General features: G+C 66.2%; 16 protein-coding genes and 1 pseudogene. 5 read left to right on the top strand and 12 right to left on the bottom strand.

The features are described from left to right. The first annotated feature begins 29 nt into the window (after positions 1-29). Positions 30-530 carry a lactoylglutathione lyase family protein gene (locus tag CVV76_RS06005; protein ID WP_408607876.1) on the top strand — a complete coding sequence of 167 codons (501 nt, stop codon included), beginning with the start codon at positions 30-32 and terminating at the stop codon, positions 528-530. A 619-nt stretch (positions 531-1,149) separates the two neighbouring features. Here the strand turns inward: CVV76_RS06005 and CVV76_RS06000 are convergent. After that, entirely contained in the window at positions 1,150-1,962 is an 813-nt protein-coding gene (locus CVV76_RS06000; RefSeq protein ID WP_102223707.1) for a class I SAM-dependent methyltransferase, read from the bottom strand. A 534-nt stretch (positions 1,963-2,496) separates the two neighbouring features. Here CVV76_RS06000 and CVV76_RS05995 point away from each other — a divergent pair. Then, positions 2,497-3,453 (top strand): sulfotransferase domain-containing protein, encoded by a 957-nt coding sequence (locus CVV76_RS05995; RefSeq protein WP_102223706.1) that lies wholly within the window; start codon positions 2,497-2,499, stop codon positions 3,451-3,453. A 259-nt stretch (positions 3,454-3,712) separates the two neighbouring features. Here the strand turns inward: CVV76_RS05995 and CVV76_RS05990 are convergent, their stop codons facing one another. The 11 genes and pseudogenes from CVV76_RS05990 to CVV76_RS05940 all read right to left on the bottom strand — a co-directional run bounded on the left by CVV76_RS05990 (position 3,713) and on the right by CVV76_RS05940 (position 15,560). After that, on the bottom strand, positions 3,713-4,723 hold the full coding sequence (locus tag CVV76_RS05990) for a sodium:calcium antiporter (RefSeq protein ID WP_102223705.1): 1,011 nt from the start codon (positions 4,721-4,723) through the stop codon (positions 3,713-3,715). Between the two features lie 3 nt (positions 4,724-4,726). Beyond that, positions 4,727-7,381 carry a cation-translocating P-type ATPase gene (locus tag CVV76_RS05985; protein WP_199178499.1) on the bottom strand — a complete coding sequence of 885 codons (2,655 nt, stop codon included), beginning with the start codon at positions 7,379-7,381 and terminating at the stop codon, positions 4,727-4,729. Between the two features lie 38 nt (positions 7,382-7,419). Continuing rightward, positions 7,420-7,692: pseudogene (locus CVV76_RS05980) on the bottom strand (amidase family protein); the annotation flags it as partial. 105 nt (positions 7,693-7,797) lie between these two features. Continuing rightward, entirely contained in the window at positions 7,798-8,097 is a 300-nt protein-coding gene (locus CVV76_RS05975) for a putative quinol monooxygenase (protein WP_102223703.1), read from the bottom strand. 90 nt (positions 8,098-8,187) lie between these two features. Further along, positions 8,188-9,702 carry an amidase gene (locus CVV76_RS05970; protein WP_102223702.1) on the bottom strand — a complete coding sequence of 505 codons (1,515 nt, stop codon included), beginning with the start codon at positions 9,700-9,702 and terminating at the stop codon, positions 8,188-8,190. Positions 9,703-9,782: 80 nt separating this feature from the next. Continuing rightward, positions 9,783-10,484, bottom strand: a complete 702-nt coding sequence (locus CVV76_RS25365; RefSeq protein ID WP_102223701.1) for an ABC transporter ATP-binding protein — start codon at positions 10,482-10,484, stop codon at positions 9,783-9,785. Then, on the bottom strand, positions 10,481-11,209 hold the full coding sequence (locus CVV76_RS05960) for an ABC transporter ATP-binding protein (RefSeq protein WP_102223700.1): 729 nt from the start codon (positions 11,207-11,209) through the stop codon (positions 10,481-10,483). Before CVV76_RS05960 ends, CVV76_RS25365 begins: the two co-directional genes overlap by 4 nt. A 1-nt stretch (position 11,210) precedes the next feature. Next, a complete protein-coding gene (locus CVV76_RS05955) occupies positions 11,211-12,263 on the bottom strand; it encodes an ABC transporter permease subunit (RefSeq protein ID WP_102223699.1) in 1,053 nt (350 codons plus the stop codon). Further along, positions 12,263-13,129, bottom strand: coding sequence for a branched-chain amino acid ABC transporter permease (locus tag CVV76_RS05950; protein ID WP_102223698.1), 867 nt, complete (start codon positions 13,127-13,129; stop codon positions 12,263-12,265). Before CVV76_RS05950 ends, CVV76_RS05955 begins: the two co-directional genes overlap by 1 nt. An 84-nt stretch (positions 13,130-13,213) precedes the next feature. Then, positions 13,214-14,455, bottom strand: a complete 1,242-nt coding sequence (locus CVV76_RS05945; protein WP_102223697.1) for an urea ABC transporter substrate-binding protein — start codon at positions 14,453-14,455, stop codon at positions 13,214-13,216. A gap of 70 nt (positions 14,456-14,525) precedes the next feature. Next, the gene (locus CVV76_RS05940) at positions 14,526-15,560 is read right to left on the bottom strand and encodes a substrate-binding domain-containing protein (protein ID WP_233192748.1); all 1,035 of its coding nucleotides are present in this window, start codon (positions 15,558-15,560) and stop codon (positions 14,526-14,528) included. Between the two features lie 278 nt (positions 15,561-15,838). Here CVV76_RS05940 and CVV76_RS05935 point away from each other — a divergent pair, with 278 nt between their 5' ends. From CVV76_RS05935 to CVV76_RS25590, 3 genes are all read left to right on the top strand, one after another. Beyond that, the gene (locus CVV76_RS05935; RefSeq protein ID WP_102223695.1) at positions 15,839-16,303 is read left to right on the top strand and encodes a MarR family winged helix-turn-helix transcriptional regulator; all 465 of its coding nucleotides are present in this window, start codon (positions 15,839-15,841) and stop codon (positions 16,301-16,303) included. Positions 16,304-16,688: 385 nt separating this feature from the next. Beyond that, positions 16,689-17,498, top strand: a complete 810-nt coding sequence (locus CVV76_RS05930; RefSeq protein WP_102223694.1) for a sulfotransferase family protein — start codon at positions 16,689-16,691, stop codon at positions 17,496-17,498. 65 nt (positions 17,499-17,563) lie between these two features. Next, positions 17,564-22,432, top strand: coding sequence for an autotransporter domain-containing protein (locus CVV76_RS25590; protein WP_102223693.1), 4,869 nt, complete (start codon positions 17,564-17,566; stop codon positions 22,430-22,432). Positions 22,433-22,620: the final 188 nt, after the last annotated feature.

Below are 22,620 nucleotides of genomic sequence, written 5' to 3'. Positions count from 1 at the left end.
GCCCGACGGCAACGCCACAGGAGACTTCCATGACCATGACCACCCCGCGCACCTTCTCGCACATCGGGCTTTCGGTGCCCGACCTCGACGCCGCTGTCGCCTTCTACCGCGATGTCATGGGCTTTTACGTCATCATGGAACCGACCGGGATTGCCCAGGACGACAGCGATATCGGCGTGATGTGCGACGACGTCTTCGGCCCCGGCTGGGGCAAGTTCCGCATCGCCCACCTGTCCTCGGCCGACCGTATCGGTTTCGAGCTGTTCGAATTTCCCGAGAACTACAGACCCGGGAACAATCTGCCCTACCGCCAGGTGGGCCTGTTCCACTTCGCGATCCAGGATCCCGATCTCGAGGGGTTGCTGGAGAGGATCGTCGCCGCCGGCGGCAAGCAGCGGATGCCGGTGCGCGAATATTTCCCCAGCGAGAAGCCCTACCGCATGGTCTACGTCGAGGACCCCTTCGGCATCGTCTTCGAGCTTTATTCCCATAGCTACGAACTGACCTATTCGGCCGGCGCCTATAGCTGAGGTTTCCCTTCACAGACCTGTTCGACACGGTGCACCTTGGCGGGCTCAGTCTCAAAAACCATGCCGCGATGGCCCCGATGACCCGCGCGCGCAGCGCCCGCAACGTGCCGACGGCCGAGACCACGCGTTATTACACCCCGGCGTACCTGGGCCGGTGTGATCGTGACCGAGGGCACCGTCATCTCGGCCGAGGGGTCGGGCTTCATCGACTGCCCCGGCCCGCGGTTGGAGGAGCAGCTCGCGGCCTGAAGGCCGGTGACCGAGGAGGTGCAGCCCGACAACGACGAAGACAGCCCCGCCGAACGCCCTCTCTCTGAAAACCCGCGCTCCCTTTTCGTGGGCGCAACGTCCCATCGCCGCGCCTCTCGGGATCGGCGGCTCGGGCCTGGCATTTGCCCTTCGCCGCGACCTGCGCATGGGGCAACATAGCGCCCCCATGCCGCTTGCTCACGGTTCGTGGCAGGCGTTACGGAAACCGAATGGCGGCTCTCATGGACTGGCACAGCTCGCAAGCGCATGTTCGCAGCCGCGTCTGCGCAGATTATAGAAAGTCGTTGCCCCCGCGGACTGTGATCGTTCGTGCGACTCCAAACCTCGGCACCGCCCCGACGAATGCCACCTAGGCAATCGCCAGGATGACATGCGCCTGGATCTTGCCGGCGATCTCGCCGCGGCCATGTCGTCCGGCAATTGCGGCTTCCGCCAGGCCGGTCGCTTCTTCCAGCCTCGTCGCGTCTCTGGCCTCGATCTCGGTGCGCAGAGGCGTACCCTGGCAATAGGCGACCGCCGCCATACGGGCCGATGCCGCCCGGCTCAGCGCCGGGATTGTCTCGATCTCGACGCGTGCGAAACCTGCAGCCTCAAGGTCGTATCGGATCGCCGCCGTATCGTGGTAGCCATGGGGTATCCGCGCCATGAACCGCGGAGGATCGTTCGGAAACATCCCGGCAAGCGCATTCGTCACATCGTGCGCGAAATCGTTGTCCTCGATCCGATCCCAGGTGCTGAAAAGAAAATGTCCTCCGGGCTTCAGCACGCGCCTGGCCTCCCGGTAGGCGGACGGGCGGTCGGGAAAGAACATCGCGCCGAACTGGCAACTTACGACGTCGAAACTCTCATCCTCGAATGGGAGCGCCATGGCGTCCGCCTGGCGCCAGGTGATGCGGGTGTCAGGGCCCTGCCGCGCGGCGGCGTAGTCGAGCATCGACGGGTTGAGGTCCGTCACGACATAGCTCGCATCCGGTGGCAGCCTCGGCGCCAAGGCGCGGGTGACAACACCGGTGCCCGCCGCGATTTCCAGCACGGCGCCGGGCGATAGGGCCGCCACCCGCGCCGCGATATCTTCGGCGTATGGCGCGAAGATCAGCGGCACCATGTGGCGGTCGTAGGTTTCCGGGATCGAGCCCGAGAACATCGTGTCCGTCTTCAACATCGCCTGTCACTTCCGTCTGATGGATCGCAAGACCAGGGTATGCCAGGAGCGGGCCTGAAGAGCGGCTTGTCGAAGACGGGTGTCGCGCAGATTGGCAACCGTCTCGGCGCTTGCCGCCTGAGAGTTCGCTACGGACAGGATTGTGCGGAGCGCTCCCGAAATCAAGCGTTTGCTGACACGCTCACAGGAAGCCCCGCCTTGATCACGGGCGATGACCTGCGCCACCTGTCAGCCCCGAAGCCGATGATCCAATGGAAGCCACGATCTACCCGGGCAGAAAGAGGCCCCAAAACCGGCGTCCGGCCCCTCGGGCGCAGCCGCGGAAAGCTGCGGTTCGATACGGCCAGCAGAGCCAGGGCGGGCGGGGAGACGGCCTTCTCTGCAAATGCCAGCGGCCTGCGCCGAAGGGCAAAAGCCGACCTCCAGGCGTGCTTTTGAACGAGATTCCCGTTCTGCAAAGCGCATAATGGCGCATGGCCAGGCCATTGGGCACCAGCCGCAGGGCGCGGCCGACATTTGAACGATCAGGCATCAATGCCGAATTTCAGCAGCAGGGAGGAGAAGATGGAAGTTTCCGTTGAAAGCGACGCACCGCCCGGGGGCCCTCCGTGGATCCAGCCCGAGATCCAGCACAAGATCGCCTGGCGCGATGGCGACGTCGTGGTGTCGGTCCCCCTGAAGAGCGGCACGACCTGGACGATGAATATCGTCCACCAGGTGATGACCGGCGGGACGCCCGGCTTTCGCGATATCTACGAGGAAGTCCCTTGGATCGAGTTTCTGGGCTTCCCCGGACAATCGCATCAGGACGTCGTCGACCGCGTGGGCGCCATGCCTGCCGATGCGCGCCGCGCCTTCAAGACGCATTCGCCACCTCCCGCCGTGCCGTTTCAGGCGGTCGGGTCGGGCACGGACGTGAAGTATGTCGTCGTGTTCCGCAACCCGGAAGAAGCGTTCGTGTCCTTCCGGCCATTCCTCGACAAGCATTCGGACGAGTGGTTCCGCCTGTGGGGCATCCCGCGCGAGGCCATGTGCCGCCCGGACTTCCCGTCCTTCTATCACGAGGTCATAGACAGGAATGGCATGCAGGGGGCGGTCTTCGGCTTTCTGGCCGCGTGGTGGCCGCTCCGCCATGAACGGAACGTCATCTTCCTTCACTACGCAGACATGAAGAAAGACCACGAAGGATCGGTCCGCAAGATAGCCGAGTTCCTTGGCGAAAACCCGACAGACGATCAGTGGGCGGACATCCTTGAATACACCTCGTTCCGGTGGATGAAGCAGAACGAGAGCAAGTTCGAGGCGAATACCGCCGGCAAGGTTCCGATCCTCAAATCCGGGGCGATGATGCGGCAGGGCGAGATCGGGAAGGCAAAGGTCGACGGGATGACGGATGAAATTTCGCAACATCTGCGGGAGGTTGGCAGCCGGATCTGTCCTGACGCGGACGCGGTGCGATGGCTTTATGAAGGGGGAGAGCTTCCTGAATAGGTTGCCCCCGAGGGTGTCAGGTCTTCTGCGCCTTGATGCCCCCGGGCTGCGCGCCCTGCCCCATCCTGGACCAGGATAGCCGGCCTCCGTTTCTTCAGTTGCCGACACCTCGGCGCTCTGCCTGAGTGATGGGTGTTCGGACGCGGGAGCACGGCATGCGTCGGCTCGACAAATGCCTTCTTCAGAAGGCAAGAAACTGCGGCCATTGCTTCGCGTGCAAGAACCTGCTGCCTGGCCGCGCTCTTCCTCGGCAACGGCGTCAGAGATCGTGCAGATAGACGGCGTAGGAAGTGAACAGGTAGACCACCAGCATCGCCAGGCTGACCCAACCGACGGTGCCGCGCAGGCGGGTCTTCGGCTTGAACAGCATCGCCACGATGAAGATCCCCGACATGATCACCGCGGCGAAGGCCGTGATGGCATGGGCGGGCGAGACGGCCGACAGCAGCGGCCCCTTCGCATAGGCGACATCGTCGAGGGCGATGATCAGAATGTCGAAGAGGTTGCTGCCCAGCAGGTTGCCGATCGCCATGTCCACCGCCCCGATCCTCAGCGCCGAGATGGTGACGGCCAGTTCCGGCAGCGAGGTCGCGCCAGCGACCAGCAGCGTGCCGACGAAGGTTGGTCTCCAGCCCATCGCGTCGGCGATGTCACGGCCGATGAAGGGCAGCCACGTTCCGGCCGCGACGACGAAGACGGCCGCCGTCAGGTAACGCAGGACGGCGGTCCGCACCGTCGGCCGCTCTTCGGCCCGGGGCTGCGCCACGGGGCCCCTGCTCCGCCGTTCGTAATCGAAGGCGGCGCGCATCGCGACGAGGTAGACGACGATGATAAGCGGCGTGTAGGCGCTGATGTGGAAAAGCCTCAGATCCAGCTGCTCGCGACTCAGCAGGATCAGCGCGCCCACCGCACCGATCATGATGACGCCGAAACCCGCCGTCAGGACGTGGCCCTGATCGACGCGCCGATACATCGGCTCGGAGCGGCTGAGTTCGTCCAGCAGCACCAGCAGCAGCAGGTTGAAGACGCAGCTTCCAAGCGCGTCGCCCACGGCAAGGTTCGGGACGTCGGCAAGGGTGACGGCGCTGACCCCCGTGAAAAGTTCCGGCAGGGAGGTGGCGGTCGCCAGCAGGATCAGACCGATCCACGACCGTGACAGTCCGGTCAGCTGCGCCAGCATCTCGCCATGGCGCACCAGCACCGAGCCCGCGATCGCGATGACCGCCCCGCAAAGGCCGAGTTCGAGCCAGGGAAGAACGAGGGGTTGCATCGCTCAGCCCCCCGGGTTGCGGCGCAGCAGCGCCACAAGCTGCCAGATCGCGGCCGGCGCGGCGCTGAGGCCCAGAACGGTGGTCCACATCGCCGGGTCGGGCGGCGTGAGCCCCAGAACCCCCGCCAGCGGCGGGACGTAGGGCGGCACGGCCAGAAGCGCCGCGCAAAGCGCGAGCGACGCCCAGATCCAAGGGTTTCGGGTGACCTCGTTCACCAGGGCGCCCGACCGGTCGGCGCGCATGTTGAACACCTGCCAGAGCTGGGCGAAGGCCAGCGTCAGGAATGTCACGGTAACCGTGGCGCCGGCCTCAAGGCCAAGCCACGTCTCGGCGAGGTAGAGCGCGCCGAAGGTGCCGCCGGTCATAAGCAGGCTTTGCACCGTGATCCGTGTCCATTGCGGCCGGCCGAGGATGGGCTGCCGAGGATCGCGCGGCGGCCGCTTCAGCACGTCGCCCTCCCCCTCGCCGAGCGCGAGGGCAAAGGCCGGAAACACGTCGGTCACAAGATTGAGGTAGAGGATCTGCAGCGGCAGGAGTGGCAGCGGCAACGACGACAGCACCGCAAGCCCGATCACGAGCACCTCGGCCAGGTTGCAGGCGAGCAGGTAGGAGGCGAAGCGGCGGATGTTGCCGAAGATGATCCGCCCCTCGCGGATCGCCGCGACGATGGTGGGGAATGCGTCGTCAAGCAGGACGATCGCCGCAGCCTCGCGTGCCACGTCTGTGCCGCGCATCCCCATCGCCACGCCGATGTCGGCCTGCCGCAGCGCCGGCGCGTCGTTCACGCCGTCGCCTGTCATCGCCACGACCTCGCCGGCGGCCTGATAGGCACGCACGAGGTCCTGCTTGTCCTTGGGGCTGACGCGGGCAAAGATGCCGATGCGATCAAAGCTGCCGTCTGCCGAAAGGGCCGCAACCTCCGCGCCCTCGGCTATCTCCCCCGCCGCGTGGCGAAGACCCACCGCCCGGCCGATGCTGCGGGCAGTCACCGCGTGGTCGCCAGTGACCATCACCACCCGGATGCCGGCCTCCTGGCAGGCGGCGATGGCCTCGGGCACGTCCAGCCGGGCCGGATCCTCCAGCGCGATCAGCCCCAGGAAGGTCAGGTTCTCATAGGGGGCGGCGTCCGGCGTGGCCTCCGTCTTCGCCGCACAGGCCAGCACCCTGAGCCCGTGATGGGCAAGCTCCGTCACGCGATCAAGCCACGCCTGCCGGTCCCTGCCCATCATCGGGCGCGGCGCGCCATCGGGGGAGATGGCATCGCAGCAGGGAAGAACCATTTCCGGCGCACCCTTGACCGCGAACAGGTATCCCGGCGCGTGATCGTGCACCGTTGCCATCATCCGGGCATGGCCGTCAAACGCGTGCTTCAGCACCAGCGGGCTTGCCGACAGAAGGTCTTCCCGGGCGTATCCCGCCCGGAGCCCCGCGCGCAGAAGCGCGATCTCCATCGGGTCGCCGACGCCCTGCCCGCCTGCCGTGTCGAGCGCCGTGTCGAGCGCCGCGTCGTTGCACAGGACCGCGACCTCCATCAGCGCGGAGAGCTGCGTGTCGCCCGGGGGCAACGGGGCGGGTGCCTCGGGGCCGAAGTCGACCTCGCCCGACGGCAGCCAGACCCGGCGAACGGCCATCCTGTTCTCGGTCAGCGTCCCGGTCTTGTCGGTCAGGATGATCGTTGTCGCGCCCAGCGTCTCCACCGCCGAGAGCCGCTCGACCAGCGCATTCTGGCGCGCCATCCGCGCCATGCCGCGCGCCAGCGCAAGGGTCGCGACGATCGGCAGCCCCTCGGGAATGGTCGCGACCGCGAGGGCGATCCCCGATTCCACCATCAGAACCGGGTCCTTGCCGGTCAGCAGCCCGAGGCCAACGATCCCGGCAGCCAGCGCGAGCGTGGCCCAGATCAGCTGGGCAGAAAGCCGCGTGAGCTTCTTCTCGATCGGCGAGGTGCCGGTTCCTGCCTCCGCCACGAGGCGGGAGATCTGGCCAAGCTCGGTCTCGGTTCCGGTCCGCACGACGACGCCTGTCGCCGATCCGGCGACCAGGGCGGTCCCTTTGAACAGCATGGATCGCCGGTCGCCAAGGCGCGCCTGCGCGGACACGGGCTCGACCGTCTTTCCGGCCGGGACCGACTCCCCGGTCAGGACGGATTCGTCGGCCCGCAGGTTCGCGCATTCCACGATCCGAAGGTCCGCAGGCACCGCATCCCCCGCGTCGAGCAGCACGATATCGCCCGGCACCAGCCGCTCGGCGGGGATCTTGCGCTCGTGCCCTTCGCGGCGGACCCGCGCCATCGGCGTCTCCAGCGCCCTGAGGGCCTCGATCGACCGGACAGCGCGGTATTCGGTGAAGAAGCCGATCAGCGTATTCAGCAGGAGCACGATGCCGATCGCGATGGCCTGCTCGTACTCGCCAAACCACCCGGCCAGCACCGCCGCCCCCGCCAGCAGCGCGACGACGGGGCTCATGAGCTGGTTGACGACCAGCCGGACAAGCCCGGCCCTCTCGCGCGCGGCGATGACGTTCGGCCCGAATTCCTCACACCGCGTCGTGGCCTCCGTCTCCGACAGGCCGCGGTCGCGCTGCACCCGCAATCCGTCGAGGCTCTCCCCCACGGTTCGTGCATGGTACGGATGGGCATCTGAACGCTCGCGCTTCACCCCAGCTCCAGTCGCTTGCCTGCTCCCGTTTCTGAATCCTAGCCGAGCGCGCGCCATCCCCCCTTGATTTCGGACAAGTCACGCCTCTCAGCGCGGCAGACCTTTCGCTTGCCGCCGAAATGGGTCTTGCTCGTCATCGTTGGCATCAGGTCGACGCCTCCGGCCCCCGAGGAGAGCGGGCGCCAGCCCGCCGTCGTGGGGCACCCCTTCATATCCATCGGATCCTTGATCACCACCGGCACCCCGGCGAGCGGCCCAACCGGCGCGCCCGCTGCGCGGCGCCGGTCGATGTCGCGTGCGGTTTCGATCGCGGCGTCGTTTTCGAAAAGATGGCGTTGTAGGTGCCGTTCAGCGGGTGCATCTGCGCGACGGCGGAAACTCGGCTATCAAAGGGGGGCTGGCGGTTGCGCTTCCGCTCAATCCTTGGCTGAGATCTCGAAACTCGTCACAAGCACGACCTCGCCATCCAGGATCGGCTGGGCGATCTTGAAGAAGCGGGCCACGACATCTGAGGAATTGTGCAGGTTCATTGCCGCCTCATCCGCGAACCGCTCGTAGGTCGTGAAGGTGCAGGGGTCTGCCAGATCTTGCGAAACGTGGAAACCGATTGTGTCGGGCTCATTCACGCGGACGTGGTCGGCGACCTCCAGCAGCGCGTCGCGCATGGTCTGCTCGGCCCCGGGCTTGGCACGGATCACCGCGGTTATCGTCAGCATCAATCGCTCCTGTGCTGTCAGATCGAAACGGTGCCAGTTCAGAACGGTGGCAGCCCGGCGCAATGGCCGGGCCGCCTGCCGGGTAGCACCCTAGAAGGTCGTCCAGTCGCCGAGCTTCTCGAAGGCGCTCGCGGCCTGATAGATCGTGGCCTCGCCATAGTCCTGGGCGACCAGCATCAGGCCCACCGGAAGGCCCTCAGCCAGACCGCAGGGGATCGACATCGCCGGGTGTCCGGTCACGTCGAACGGGCTGGTGGCATTCGTCATCTCGAAAGCACGGCCAACGATTTCGGCCAGCGGCGCGTCGGGGCCGGGCAGCGGGGTCGCGACGCAAGGCAGGGTCGGCATCAGCAGGAGGTCATACGCGCCGAACAGCGCATCATAGGCGGCCTTGACCTGGATCGCCACGTTGCGCGCCTTGGCATAGTAGCGGCCGCGGTAATGGCTGAGGCCCCATTCGCCCACCAACATGCAGATTTTCAGCGTTTCCGACAGGTCGTCGGCCTTCTGGCGCCAGGTGGCATGAGCGTCCAGCAGGCCCACGTCGTACTGCCCCTTCCAGTTGAAGCCCATGCCGTTGCCGTGCATCATCTGCGCGGTGAACCCCTCGAGCGTGACCGGATTCCACGCGGCGATCGCGGTCAAATGCTCGGGCAACGAGACATCGGAGACATCGGCACCGAGGGCGGCCAACTTCTCCGCCCCTGCCCTGACCTTCTCGGCCACCGCGGGCTGCATGTTCGGAAGCTCGAAACCCTCCTTCAGAAGGCCGATCTTCAAGCCCTTCACACCCTTGTCGAGCGCCTCGGTATAGGCGGCGGTCTTGGGCGCGTACTGCCGGGGGTCAAGGCCGTCGGCGCCCGCGATCACCTCGAGCAGCAGCGCATTATCGGCCACGGTCGCGGTCATCGGGCCGGTATGGTCGATGGTGTTCTCGATCGGCATGACACCGGTGTAGGGCACAAGGCCATGCGTCGGCTTCATCCCGTAGATCCCGCAATAGGACGCAGGGATGCGGATAGATCCGCCCTGATCGCCGCCGATCGCCATGTCGGCCTCGCCAGCCGCGACCAGCGCGGCGCTGCCGGAGGACGAGCCGCCCGCCGAATAACCCATCTTGCGCGGGTTGTGCACCGGCGCGGGGTCCGACGTATGGCTGCCGCCCGACAGGCAGAAATGCTCGCATGTCGCCTTGCCGAGGATGGTGGCACCGGCGTCCAGCATGCGGGTCACGATGGTCGCATCCGCCGTCGGCACGAACCCCTCGAGCGTGGACGAGCCGTTCATCATCGGCACGCCCGCCAGTGCAACGTTGTCCTTCAGCACCACGGTCTTGCCCTTGAGCTTGCCGTCCGCCGCGCCCGCGACCTCGCTCTTGCAGGCCCAGGCATTGTACTTGTTGTCTGCCGGGGCGGGTTTCGCCCCCGGGGTGCGGGGATAGGCAACGGGGGGTGTCGGGTTCGGCAATGCGTCGATCACGTCGTACATGTCGAACATGCCGCCCATGAGCGCCTGGTACTCGGCGGCCTGCTCGGGCGACATGGTCATGTGAAGCGATTTCGCGAGTTCCACGATATCGTCGACGGTGGGGCGAGTGACGGCCATAGGATATCCTTTCCTGAAAAGCCAAGATTGCGTTCGGTTCGAAATGTTCTGTTGGTGGCGGGGCCGCGCGGGCCCCTGGCTCAGATCGCGTCCATGCTGACCTTCCCGGAAAGGATCTCTTCCCGGCTCGTCTCGCCGGTGATCCGCCCCTTCTGGATCTTCAGGATCCTGTCCGAAAGCGAGGTCAGAAACTCGAGGTTCTGCTCGACCACGACCAGCGACAAAGCCCAGCGGGCCTTCAACGCGAGCAGGGTGTCGATCATCTCTTCGATGATCGAGGGCTGGATCCCCTCGGTCGGCTCGTCGAGCAGGATCAGCTTCGGTTTCGTGCAAAGGCAGCGCGCCAGCGCCAGAAGCTGTTGCTCGCCCCCCGACAGCGCGCCGCCGCGACGCTCAAGCAGCGGTTTGAGACGGGGAAAGTCCTGCAGCACCGTGTCGATCATCGCGGCGTCCTCCTTCGGCGCCGCGGCGAGGCCCATGCGCAGGTTGTCCATCACCGACAACTCGGGAAAGATCTCACGCCCCTGCGGCACGAGGCCGAGGCCGAGGCGCGACCGTTCATGGGTGCGCCGTCTGGTGAGGTCCGTACCGGCGAAGGTGACCTTGCCGCCGGTCGCCGGCAGCTGGCCCATCAAGCTGCGCAATAGCGTGGTCTTGCCCATGCCGTTGTGGCCGAGGATGCCGAGGTATTCGCCGGTCTCCATCGCCATGGTGACGCCCGCGAGGATCGGGATCCGGCCGTATCCCGCGCGCAGGTCGGAAACCTCGAGAAGCATGCTCATGCCGCCACCTTCTTGCCGAGGTAGATGTCGCGCACCCGCTGGTCGGCCAGGACGGCGTCGACCGTGTCCTCCATCAGGACGCGGCCTTGATGGAAAACGGTGACGGTCTTGGCGATCTGCCGGATGAAGGCCATGTCGTGTTCGACCACCACGATTGCCCGGGTGCGGTTGATGTCGCGGATGATGTCGGCGGTCCGGAACGTCTCCTCGTCGGTCATGCCGGCCGCGGGCTCGTCCAGGAGGATCAGCTCGGGCTTGGCGGCCAGCACCGTTCCGATCTCCACCCATTGACGCTGCCCGTGCGAGAGGGTGCCGACGATCCGGTCGGCCACGTCGCCCAGGCGGGTGAGGTCGAGGATCTCGTCCACCGTGCGGATCAGCTCCTTCGGCATCGACTTGCGCCGGGCGGCAAGCCAGAAATGTTCGCGGACGCTGAGACCGTTGAAGACGTTGGGCACCTGCGTCTTGATGCCGATGCCCATCCGCGCGATCTGGTGCGGCAGCTTTCCCGCGATCGGTTGACCGCGGAATGAGATCGAGCCGGAGGTCGGGATCTGCTGCCCGGTAAGCGACTTGAAGAAGGTGCTCTTGCCCGCGCCGTTCGGCCCGATCAGGCAGCGCAGCTCCATCTCGCGCAGGCTGAAGGTGATGTTGTCGTTCGCGACCACGCCGCCAAAGCGCATCGTCAGGTTCTCGGTCCGGATCAGGGGGATCGTCTCGTTCATCTCACTTGCTCCCTGCGGGGGTTGCGGCGGCGGAGGGCTCTGCCTTCGGGCGCGGCGCGCGGCGGGCGCGATGCCAGAGCTCGACCACCACCAGCTGCAGGCTCGGCACCAGCCCCCGGCGCAGCAGCAGCACGAAGAACAGAAGCACGGCGCCCAGCACGAGGTTCGCGTTCACCACCTGCTGCGAGCCGATGGAGGACACGATGTATTCGATCAGCACCGCCCCGATCACCGGCCCGATGAGGGTGCCGAGACCGCCCACCGTGACCCAGATGATGATCTCGGCCGACAGCGACAGGCTGAAGGCGTTCGGGCTGATGAAGGCACCCCAGTTGACGTAAAGAGCACCGGCGAGGCCCGCGATGGCGCCGCCGATGGTGAAGGCCACCAGCTTGATCAGCCGCGGGTCGTAGCCCAGCAGCGAGGCCCGCGTCTCGTTCTCCTTCACGGCGACGACAATCCGCCCGAAGCGCCCGGCCAGCAGCACCCGGAGCAGGATGTAGACCGCGACGAGGGCACCCGCGGTGACGTACCAGCCCTGCTCGGGATAGAGCGGCGTGGAAGGGTCGAAGGGCGCGTTGAAGGTGGGCACGGCGGGCATGCCGTTGAAACCGCCCAGCTGCGCGTCGCCGATGTGGTATTCCTGCCCCGAGGTGGAGTTCGCGACGTTGAAGAGGATCAGCGTCACGGTCAGGGTGATCACGCCGAAGTAGACGTCCGAGATTCTTCCGTAGAAGGTGAAATACCCCAGTGCCACGGCAAAGAGCGCGGGCACGAGGATCGCGCAGGCGATGGCCGGGGTCGAATCCTGGAAGTTGATCGCGGCGACCGCATAGGCATAGGCGCCGAGGCCGAAAAACGCCGTCTGACCGAAAGACAGGATCCCGCCGAAGCCCCAGATGAACGCCAGCGACAGCGCCAGCACCGCCATCGACGCGAAAAGCGTGAGCTGCATGACGGTGAAGATCTCGAAATAGCCGGGCACCAGGGCGATCAGGACGATCACGACCACCAGAGCGGCCAGTTGCGCCAGAAGGGCGGTGTTCTTGGTCATCAGAGTTGCCCCTTGAAAAAGCGGCCCGAAATGCCTTGGGGCAACAGTCGAATGAGGATGATCGCCGTCGTGAATACGATGACCTGCCCATAGACCGGCGTCGTCAGGTAGGAACCGATCTGGTCGATGGAGCCGAACAGCGACGAGGCCGCGAGCGAGCCCGAGAGGATCGCCGTGCCACCGCCCACCACGGTGATGAAGGCCTTGGCGACATAGGCCGCGCCCATGCCCGGGGTGATCCCCGAGACCGGCGCGATAAGCCCACCCGCAAGCCCGGTCAGCGCGGCGCCCGCGGCGAAGGTCAGCATGTACACCCGGTCGGGGTTGATCCCCAGGGCCGCCGACATGCCCGGGTTCTGCATCGTCGCACGGGCGATCAGGCCGAGCCGCGTGTAGCGCATCACCACCAGGACGATTGCGATCACCACCAGCGCCATCGCGAAGATGAAGAGGTTGTAGTAGCTGGAGCTGTAGCCGCCGACCTGGAACCCGCCCAGCGGCGTCTGCACGCCCTTGATCGTGTTGCCGAAGATCGTCGTGACGATCCCGGTGATCAGCAAGCTCAGCCCCCAGGTCGCCAGCATGGAATCGACAAGCCGGCCATAGAGATACCGGATCAGGAAGCGTTCGATCACCAGGCCGACCAAGCCCACGAAAAGCGGCGAGATCACCAGCATCGAGATCCAGATATTCACGCCGGCATTTGTGGCGACCACGGTGGCGTAGGCGCCCAGCATGATGAACTCGCCATGCGCGAGATTGACGATCTTCATCATCCCGAAAATGATCGCCAGCCCGACGCAGAGCAGGAAGAGAGAGGCCACGCCGTTGAGGACGTTGAGACCCAGTATGAGGTAGATGTCCATCGCGGAATGCCCCTTGTTCGCGCACTTCAGACCGAAAGAAAGCGGCGGCCCCGCCGGCGCAGGTCCGCCGGGGCCATCAGCCCGTCAGAGCTTGATGACGTATTGCTTGTTGTCCTTGGGGTTCTTGACGAGGTTGCACACGCTCGCGGTATCCGACGGTTCGACGTCCTTGTAGGTTTGCAGGACATCCCACTTCTTGTCCTCGACCTTGGCGAGATACGCATTGCGGGTCGTATGATGCGTCGCCTGGTTCAGCGTGACGGTGCCGCTCGGCCCTTCGAAGGAAATCCCCGATTCCAGCGCCTCGATCACCTTGATGCGGTCGATGGCGCCGGCCTTCTTCACGCCTTCGGCCCAGAGATGGACGCCCTCGTAGGTCGCCGAGGCCATCTCCGAGATGTAGGGGCTGTCGGGATGCGCCTTCTTGATCGCCGCAACGAACTTCTTGCTTGCCGGCGTATCGAGTTCCTGGAAGTAGCCGTAAGCGCCGACGATGTCGTTGCTGACCGCGGGCGCCAGCGTCTCGGGCTCATTCACCAGGCCGAATGTGGTCGAGGCGATCGGGATCTGTCCCTTCATGCCCGCGGATTCCCACTGGCGGTAGAACGCCGTGTGGTTGCCGCCGACCAGCGCCGAAAGCAGAAGGTCGGGCTTCGCCGCCTGGATCTTGGAGATCGCCGAGCCGAAGTTCGTCACGTCCAGCGGGAAGAAGTCGGTCTCCAGCACCTTGCCGCCGTTGTCCTGTACGTACTTGGTCATCCACTTTGCGGTGATCTGGCCATAGTTGTAGTCGGCAGCGATGATGTAGGCCGTCTTTCCCTTGGCGTGGTCCATCGCATAGGGCACCAGCTTCTGCACGGTCTGGGCCGGGGTGGTGCCGGTGCAGAAGGTGTTCCGGTCGCAGACGCCGCCCTCGTAAAGCACGTTGTAGAAATAGAGCACGCGGTAGCGGTCGAAGGTCGGGCGGATTGCCTCGCGCGAGGCAGAGGTGATGCCGCCGTGGACGACGTCGACGCGGTCCTTCAGCGCCAGCTGCTGGGCGTATTGCGAATAGAGCTGGATGTTGGACTGGGTATCGTAGCCCACGATCTTGACCGGCCGGCCCAGCAGGCCGCCGGCGTCGTTGATTTCGGACACCGCCAGCTCGAGGGCGTACTTCATCGGCACACCGGATGCCGCGAGCCCGCCCGACAGGTCCAGCAGGCTGCCAAGCAGGATGGGCTTGTCAGAGGCGAAAGCCGATTGCCGGAACACGACGGGCGCGGCCAGCGCCGTGGCGGAAAGGATCGTGGAACGGGTGATGAAACGACGGCGGGACAAGTTCATTGCATGGTCTCCTGCAAGAGGGTTCCGCAATACTTGAATACGCAATTATTGAATTGTCAATAATTCTATATCAGGTGGCCAACATGTTGAAATCATAGCCATCCAGCTCCGCCAGAAAGATCGGGTGGCGCCCACCGACTACCGCCGACTCCCTTGAACCCCGGGCTGTACGCAACTGCGGGGTGTGTCCGGCGAGTCGGTGAATCGCCCGCGTATCAAAGACCTCGGCATGCTCGACGAGCGATGCCAGGCAGTAGATCCCCTCATAGCAGGACTGGCCGAAGGAATTGACCGGCGGCGGCGCCTCTCCGTAGGCGGTGTGGTAGCGTTCGAGGAATGCGCCGTTGTTGTGTGACCGCACCGAGGCGAAATAGCCTGAGCTGACGAAGAGGTTCTCGGTCGCCTCGGGCGGCAGGCCGTAGACAATCGTCTCGTCGATCGCCGAGGTGAAGCGCAGAACATGTGGGCAAAGCCCGGCCTCGTGGAAGGCACGGTTGAAGGCGATCCCGTCCCCGCCCAGAAAGTAGGGCAGGACGACATCGGGCCTGGCCCGTTTGATCCGCTCGATCAGGGAATCGTAATTGTCGGCATCGACGGGCATGTAGGCCTCGCCCACGACCTCGCCGCCGACCCGCGGGATCATCGAACGCGCGAGTGAAAGGCTGGACCGAGGCCAGATGTAATCGCTGCCGCACAGGAAATAGCGGCGGGCATCGCGATGGTCCGCAAGCCAGCGCAGCCCCGGCGCCAGCAGTTCGGCGGCGGTTTCCCCGGTGGTTATCGTCTGCGCTTCCGGGGCAATTCCCTCATACTGAGGCGTGTAGATGAAGGGGACCAAATTGAAGGTGGAGTCGGCGATCGCGCGGCGGGCATAGCTTGGCAGCATGCCCACGATTCCCTGCGCCCCGCTTCGAACGACGCGCCGGGCCGCTGCACGGGCATCGGCCACGGTCCTGCCCGCATCCTCGACCACCAGTTCGACATGCTGTTTGAGGATACCGCTCTGGCGATTGATCTCGCTCACGGCCAAGCGCGCGCAGGCTTCCGCAGATGGCGACCAGATGCCGGCCGGCCCGGTTTGCTGGATAAGAAGGCCGATCTGCACCGTGTTCAAGCTTCTCCCCCCTCATCCTCATGCTTTCCCCGGCATCCAGCTCCGAGGTGGGCCATGGAAGGCAGGCATCTCCTGCGCGCGACACCACTTACGTAAAGGTCAGCGAGGCGCGCTGGAAAAGGAAAGCCCAACTGAGCCGGAGTGCATGCAGGACGCGATCCCCGCCCCAGTTGCTCACTTATTGAGCAGCTTCGCTTGTTCCAGCGCCAATTGGCAATTGTCGATATTTCAATTATTGAAAAGAAAAGCGATGTGATTGGAGGCCAGTGATGCACCTTTCGAATCTGATCCGCGGCGCCCATCGCTGCGTCGAGGACTTTATCGCGCAGCGCGTGAAGGCCTCCGGCCTTTCGGTCGAACAATACCGCATCCTCGCGGCGCTGCACGACAGCGACGGGCGCTCGATGAGCAGTCTTGCAACCACCGTGTTCGTCGACTCCCCGACCATGACCAAGATCGTCGACCGAATGGTTACCTCATCCCTGGTCTATCGGGCGCCAGACAGCACCGACCGCAGGAAGGTGCTCATCTACAAGGCACAGAAAGGCGCCCAGGTCTTCAAGAGCCTCTCATCCATCGAGACAGAGTTGCAGTCTCATCTCGAGCAGGAACTGGGACGAAGCGACCTGGAGCACCTGATGGGAACGCTCCACAGCATCCTGGAGAGCACCCAAGCAGACGACGCACCGGCTCTGGCACCTGCCAATCTCGGCTCGATCGGGGCTGCAAGATAGACTGAGATGAGAACCCCCAAAGCTCTAAGGATGATCGACAAAGACAAGGCCTGCTGAACCGGGTCAGGCTTGCTGGATGCTCCAACTCCTACCAATCTCAAACCCGCAGACTCTCGTTATGAACGAGGGACCCAAGGGGGGCAGGTCAAAGGCTTCCGCGTCGCGGCCTCCGGCGCGGCGTGAAGGTGACGGCGTCGCGCCCTGTTCCCCCGATGATCCGCTGAGAAGCAGTGCCATACAGCCGGCCCATCGGCGACCACTCACTCCTAAACACCATATCGTGAAGCGTTTCAGCCACTTCCGAAGAAGTGTTGCACACCGTCAATAGACAGACGCCAAGACACCCGGCTATCACTCGTCGCAACGGTCTTATGAAACGAATGTGATGCAGCGAGTACATTTTATCTCCGGTCTTCCACGATCGGGCTCCACCTTGCTGGCCGCCCTGCTACGCCAGAACAGCAAGACCGAGGCCGGTATGAGCAGCCCGGTCGCCGCCCTGATCGGCAGCCTTCTGACGGAAATGGGAGGCAGCCGCGAGCATTCGGTGTTTCTTGACGATGCGCGGCGCCAGAAGATCCTCAAGGGAATCTTCACGAATTACTACGCGGATTGCGAGGCCTCGGTGATCTTCGACACCAGCCGGGCCTGGTGCGCGCGGATGAACCTGATCGACGCCCTGTTCCCCGAGGCAAAGGTGATCGCCTGCGTGCGCCACATGCCCTGGGTGATCGACAGCGTCGAGCGGCTGGTCCTGCGCAACGTGTTCCAGCCCTCGGGGATCTTCGGCTACACCACCACCGGCACCGTCTACAGCCGTGCCGAGGCCATCGCCAAGGGCGAGGGCATGGTGGGCTTTGGCTACAATGCCCTGAAGGAGGCGTTCTTCGGCCCCTTCGCGCACAAGCTCATGCTGGTCCAATACGAGACGCTGGTCACCGATCCGGCGCGGGTCCTGCAGGCGATCTACGATTTTACCGGGACGGAGCCCTTCACCCACGATTTCGACAACGTCAGCTACGACGCCGACGAATTCGACCGCAAGCTGGGCACCCCGGGCCTGCATCACGTCCGCCGCAAGGTCGCGGCAGAGCCGCGCCGCACCGTCCTGCCGCCCGACGTCTTCCAGCGGTTCGAGAACGATGCCTTCTGGCGCAACCCCGATCTCAATCCCCACCGCGTGGCGGTCATCTGATCCGCACGCGCGTCGCGCAGTCCACAAACAAAAACACATACAGGTTTCTCATGCGTGAAGATGAAATGACCCCGCTTCTCCCCCTGCCCCGGAGCACGCCGCAGGGTTCGACACGCGGGCGCCTGATGCGCGCCTGTGCGGCGGGTGCGCTGATGGGCGCGACAGTGGCCGTGACCACGGCCGTCGCGGCCCCGGTGCCCGGAACCGTGCTGCCCGTCACCTCAACGGTCGATACCGGCGACGTCAACGAGGTCGGCTCGCTCAGCTGGGCGATCGACCAGGCGAACCAGGCACCGAATTCGACGATCCAGTTTGCCGTCCCCGATGGCAGCACCATCACCTCGACCGCGACGCTGCCCTCGCTCACCCAGTACACCGAACTCCAGACCCAGGCCACGGTCACGATCGCGGCCCCGCTCGACGCCACGGGAACGCTGGTGCTTGACGCCACCGGCTCGCTGGTGCTGGCGGGCGACGGCACGGTCCTGCAGGATGGGCTGCTGGTGAACGGCGGCACTGTGGTTCTGGGCGACGGCACGGCGACGGTGCAACTCACGGCATCGACCCTGGGCGGTGTGGGCCTGACGCTGGCTGACGGGACCGGGGGCACGATCAGCGCCACGGGCAGTGTCACGGGCGCCGCGGGCCGCCGGGGCGCGGGCGCGACCTATCAAGACCCCAACGCAATCGGTGGCAACGGCGGCAGCGGCGGCGCGGGGATCTCGGCCGGCGTGGCACTCGTTACCAACGCCGGGACGATCTCCGGCGGCTCCGGCGGCGAAGGCGGGACCGCCTATTCCGGAGGCGCAGGCGGCGCGGCCGGAGCGGGCGTCTATGGCCTTGGCACCACGGTGGACAACACCGGCGCGATCACTGGCGGGATCGGAGGCGCCGGCGGCTATGGCTTTTACAGGGATTCGGGCAATGGCGGCGCCGGTGGTGCGGGTATCGCCGGGGCCGACCTGAAGATCGACAACGCCGCCTCTGGCCACATTGCCGGCGGCAGCGGCGGGCTGTCCATTGCGACCTACTCCACCAATTCAAGCGGCACCGGCGCGGGCGGTGCGGGCGGCGCGGGCATCCTGGCTACGGGCTCCAGCACGATCATCAACGCGGGCAGCGTCGCAGGTGGCGCTGGCGGACTGGGCAGCACGGCCCAGGGTTTCCCCTATCTCGCGGGCGGATCGCCTGCCAACCCGCTTGGCGGCAATGGCGGTGCCGGCGGTGCCGGCATCTCGGGCAGCGGCTTCTACCTCAAAAATACCGGTTCGGTAACCGGCGGTAACGGCGGCGCAGCCGGCGGACATACCGATCAGTCCGTTGGTGGCGCCGGTGGCGTCGGCGTCGTGTCGAACGGCGGCTCTGTCATCTTCACCTCGGGCCTGATCGCGGGCGGTGTCTCGGGCAGCTATGGCGATGGCAGCGGCGGCGGCGTGCAGGCCGATGCGGTCGACCTCTCGGGCGGCGGCAACGTGCTCGCGCTCGAAGCGGGCTACAGCTTAGTGGGCAACGTCGTCTCGACCAGCGGCACCACCGATGGCGGCGATATCCTCGCCCTCGGCGGCGACACGGACCAGAGCTTCGATCTTTCCGCCATCGTGGCCACCGCCCCCACCACCTATGACGGCACCACAGAATTCAGCGGCTTCAACGGCTATGTCGCCTTCGGGCCGGGAACCCTGACGCTGACCGGCGCGAGCGACGCGGCCACCAGCTGGGTCGTCGTCGGTGGCGGGCTGCAGGTCGGCACCGACGCGGCGACGGCAACCATTGTCGGTTCGACCGAGGGTGTCCTGGGCCTCAGCGATGCCGCGATCTACGCCGCGACCGGAACCGTGCTGAGCGTCGCGACCGGCAGCTCGGTCACCGGCAGCGCAGGCAGCAGCGGCGCTTACAGCGGCTACCACACCGGCACCAGCGGTGCGGACGGCGGAACTGCCGTCGAGATGAATGGCGCCTACGCAAGCAGCAACCAGGGCAGCCTTACCGGCGGCGCGGGCGGCACCGGCGGCACCGGAGTCCCCGGCGGTGCAGGCGGTGCAGGCGGTCAGGGCCTTGTCCTTTCCGGCACGACCTTCAGCAACGGCGGCAGCATCACCGGCGGCGCGGGCGGCACCGGTGGCTTCGCGCACCACATCATCGGCAACCAGGCCGGCGACGGCGGCGCGGGCGGCGAAGGCGCCTATCTGACCGGATCGAGCCTGACCAACACCGGTACCGTGACCGGTGGCGCCGGCGGCCTTGGCGGCCTGTCGGGCCATGGCGGGGCCGGCGGCACCGGCGGCGCGGGTGTCAGTGGCACGGGCTTCGTGCTGACCAACGCAGGCACCGTCCAGGGCGGCACCGGCGGCGCGGCCACCGAGGGCAGCTTTTACATCGGCACCTCGGGCACCGGCGGTGCCGGGGTCAGCGGCAGCGACGGGACGGTCTACAACAGCGGCGAGATCCTCGGCGGAACCGGCGGCGCCTCGGGCGTCTCCCGCGCCTACCGCACCGCCGCGGGTGTCGGAACCGGCGGTGCGGGCGGCACTGGCATCTCCAGCACCGGCCTCACGGTGGTCAACAGCGGCACCATCTCCGGCGGCGCCGGCGGCACGGTCTGTGACGCCGATTGCACGGGCCTCTTCTACAGCAGCCTTGCCGACGTGGGTGTATCGGGCGGTGCAGGCGGTGCCGGGATCACGGCGAACGGCCTGACCCTGACCAACAGCGGCACCGTGACCGGCGGCGCGGGCGCCGCCGGCGGGGTCGAATTCGCTTACAGCTCTTCGAGCACCGTGACCGCTGGCAGCGGCGGCGCCGGTGGCGCCGGCATCACCGGCCAGGCGATGCAGATCGTCAACACCGGCACCATCCAGGGCGGCAACGGCGGCGATGCCGGTACTGGCACCACCTCTGCCACGGGCGGCGCCGGCGGCGTCGGCGTGATCGCCACCGGCAACACCACGCTGGTCAACGCCGGGCTGATCGCGGGCGGCGTCTCGGGCGCCAGCAGCGACGGAACCGGCGGCGGCGTGCAGGCCGATGCGGTCGACTTCTCGGGTGGCGGCAACACACTGGTGCTGGAGGCAGGCTACAGCTTCACGGGCAACGTCGTCTCGACAAGCGGCACCACCAACGGCGGCGACACGCTGGTCATCGGCGGCAGCCTGAACGGCGACTTCGACCTCTCGCAGATCGTCGCGGTTGAGCCCACCAGCTACACCGGGTCGGTGGAATACTACGGCTTCACCACGATCTCCAAGGTCGGCACCGGCAAATGGGTCCTGAGCGGGATCGACACCACGCCCGAGAACTGGCTGGTCGGCGGCGGCAAGCTGATCGTCGGCGATGCCGATCACAAGGACACCGTGATCACCGGTCCGGTAACGGTGCAGTCGGGCGGCACGCTTGGCGGCTACGGCACGATCGTCGGCAACGTTCTGGTCAATGCCGGTGGCACCGCCTCGCCCGGCAACTCGATCGGCACGCTGACGGTGAACGGCAACTATGATCAGCAGGGCACGCTGGCGATCGAGGTCGATGCCACCGGCGCGACCGACCAGCTTGCCGTCACCGGCACGGTGACACTGGGGAGCGCCTCGGAGCTGCTGATCACCGGCCTGCCGGACAATTCGATCACCATAGCCAACGCGGGCACCGCCAGCGTGATCATCGACAACCAGGGCACCAGCGCGGTGCAGGGCACCTTCGGCACGGTCGACAACGAACTGGCCTTCTACAACGCGGCCGTGAGCTACACCGGCGGCACCGGCAACGACGTCACCCTGACCTTCACCCGCAACACCACCACGCTGACCGATGTCGCCATCACACAAAACCAGAAAAGCGTGGCCACGGCGCTTGGCACGATCGGATCGGGGACACTGACCACCGCGATCCTGGGGCTGACCACCGCCGAGACCCGGACCGCCTATGACCAGCTCTCGGGCGAGATCGGGGCCTCGGTCGAGACCGCGCTGATCGACAACAGCCAGTACACCCGGACCGCGGTGAACCGGCGGCTGAACGAGGTGCTGACCGGCGGGGCAGGCCCGACCGGCGGCGGGCTGGATCACAGCAGCTGCATCGGCACAACCGTCAGCGTCGGCAAGACGCTCAGCTGCGACGGCGGCGCCGCCTGGGGCACCGCCTATGGCGGCTGGACGACGACCAACGGCAAGTCTGGCACAGCGCGGCTGACCAACGGCACCGGCGGGATGTTCCTCGGCGCCGATACCCGGCTGGGCGACGATTGGCACGCGGGGGTCATGGCGGGCTACGGCCACGGCACCTACACGCTCGAAGGTCGCAACTCGCGTGCGACCTCGGATGACAGCACGATCGCGGCCTATGCCGGCACGCAGCAGGGCCCGCTGGGGATCCGGGTGGGCGCGGCCTTCACTCGCAGCTCGGTAGACAGCCGTCGCGACGTGTCGCTACCAACCTTCAGCGACAACCTGACCGCGCATTACGCGACGCGGACGTTGCAGGTATTCGGCAATGCGAGCTATCGCATCGACACCGGCAACGGCACGTCGATCACGCCCTTCGCGGATCTGGCCCATGTCGCGCTGCGCGGCGATGCCTTCACCGAGACCGGCGGCGCCGCGGCGCTGACCACGCAGGGCGGCAAAAGCAACGTGACCTTCACCACGCTCGGCGTCAGCACCGCGCGGGGGCTGCGGCTGGACGGAGCGGCGATGACGGCGACGATGTCGCTGGGCTGGCGCCACGCCTTCGGAGACACCGATCCGCAGATCGGCTACAGCCTCGCCGGCTCCTCGGCCTTCTCGATCACGGGGGCACCGATCGCCCGGAACTCCGCCCTGGTGGAGCTGGGCCTGTCCAGCGCCCTCTCGGACCGGGCCCGGATCGGCATCGCCTACAACGGCGCCTTCGCCGAGGGTGCCCGCAGCCAGAGCGTCTCGGCGCTGTTCAGCATCCGGTTCTGAGCTTTCTGATCTTGCCGCCTGCCCCATCGGGGGCGGGCGGCACCCACCTACCCAGACCACCTGCCCCATGTAACGGGCCCCATGTAACGGGCCCGCGCCGACAGATCCCCTTTCCCGCTGAACCTCCGCCCAACGCGACACCGTGGTCAGAAGGCCCCGGTACATCGCCGTTGTCAGCAGGTCGCGGC

It is taken from the genome of Acidimangrovimonas sediminis, assembly GCF_002871005.1.
Lineage (GTDB): Bacteria > Pseudomonadota > Alphaproteobacteria > Rhodobacterales > Rhodobacteraceae > Acidimangrovimonas > Acidimangrovimonas sediminis.
The sequence above is the reverse complement of the archived record's forward strand: the minus strand, read 5'-3'. Positions and strand labels throughout refer to the sequence as shown.

What these genes read in the sequence shown, in the direction of transcription:
- CVV76_RS25365 (WP_102223701.1), bottom strand. Translation starts at nt 10,484, where the DNA reads ATGAGCATGCTTCTCGAGGTTTCCGACCTGCGCGCGGGATACGGCCGG.
- CVV76_RS06005 (WP_408607876.1), top strand. Translation starts at nt 30, where the DNA reads ATGACCATGACCACCCCGCGCACCTTCTCGCACATCGGGCTTTCGGTG.
- CVV76_RS05970 (WP_102223702.1), bottom strand. Translation starts at nt 9,702, where the DNA reads ATGGCCGTCACTCGCCCCACCGTCGACGATATCGTGGAACTCGCGAAA.
- CVV76_RS05975 (WP_102223703.1), bottom strand. Translation starts at nt 8,097, where the DNA reads ATGCTGACGATAACCGCGGTGATCCGTGCCAAGCCCGGGGCCGAGCAG.
- CVV76_RS06000 (WP_102223707.1), bottom strand. Translation starts at nt 1,962, where the DNA reads ATGTTGAAGACGGACACGATGTTCTCGGGCTCGATCCCGGAAACCTAC.
- CVV76_RS05995 (WP_102223706.1), top strand. Translation starts at nt 2,497, where the DNA reads ATGCCGAATTTCAGCAGCAGGGAGGAGAAGATGGAAGTTTCCGTTGAA.
- CVV76_RS05960 (WP_102223700.1), bottom strand. Translation starts at nt 11,209, where the DNA reads ATGAACGAGACGATCCCCCTGATCCGGACCGAGAACCTGACGATGCGC.
- CVV76_RS25590 (WP_102223693.1), top strand. Translation starts at nt 17,564, where the DNA reads ATGACCCCGCTTCTCCCCCTGCCCCGGAGCACGCCGCAGGGTTCGACA.
- CVV76_RS05950 (WP_102223698.1), bottom strand. Translation starts at nt 13,129, where the DNA reads ATGGACATCTACCTCATACTGGGTCTCAACGTCCTCAACGGCGTGGCC.
- CVV76_RS05990 (WP_102223705.1), bottom strand. Translation starts at nt 4,723, where the DNA reads ATGCAACCCCTCGTTCTTCCCTGGCTCGAACTCGGCCTTTGCGGGGCG.
- CVV76_RS05930 (WP_102223694.1), top strand. Translation starts at nt 16,689, where the DNA reads ATGCAGCGAGTACATTTTATCTCCGGTCTTCCACGATCGGGCTCCACC.
- CVV76_RS05935 (WP_102223695.1), top strand. Translation starts at nt 15,839, where the DNA reads ATGCACCTTTCGAATCTGATCCGCGGCGCCCATCGCTGCGTCGAGGAC.
- CVV76_RS05955 (WP_102223699.1), bottom strand. Translation starts at nt 12,263, where the DNA reads ATGACCAAGAACACCGCCCTTCTGGCGCAACTGGCCGCTCTGGTGGTC.
- CVV76_RS05945 (WP_102223697.1), bottom strand. Translation starts at nt 14,455, where the DNA reads ATGAACTTGTCCCGCCGTCGTTTCATCACCCGTTCCACGATCCTTTCC.